Annotated in this window: 1 pseudogene; it reads right to left on the bottom strand. The window is 74.5% G+C overall.

Annotated features, from left to right (window positions below):
* Positions 1–235, bottom strand: a pseudogene (locus tag KVT39_RS37435) (TPMT family class I SAM-dependent methyltransferase); the annotation flags it as partial.

Raw genomic sequence — 235 nt, 5'->3', positions numbered from 1 at the left:
GCGGCAGCCACCGCCTGCGCGGCGAAACCGATCGCGCGCACGGGCCAGCCGGCCTGCGCGAGCCCCCCGGCCTCCTGCGCACTGCCGCAGCCGGGAATCAGCACCGCGCACGGCACGAGCCGGTGCGCGAACACGCGAAAGCCGTCCGGCACGCCGCCGAATTCCCACGGCGACACGCCGCGCTCGAAACGCTCGTCCCAGAACGATGCGTTGCCGGGGTCGCGCGTCGCGAAAT

Origin of the sequence: Burkholderia sp. GbtcB21 (assembly GCF_019091065.1) — a bacterium.
GTDB classification, from domain to species: Bacteria; Pseudomonadota; Gammaproteobacteria; order Burkholderiales; family Burkholderiaceae; genus Burkholderia; species Burkholderia pyrrocinia_C.
Note: the sequence above shows the minus strand (reverse complement) of the source record. Positions and strands in the feature narration are given on the sequence as shown.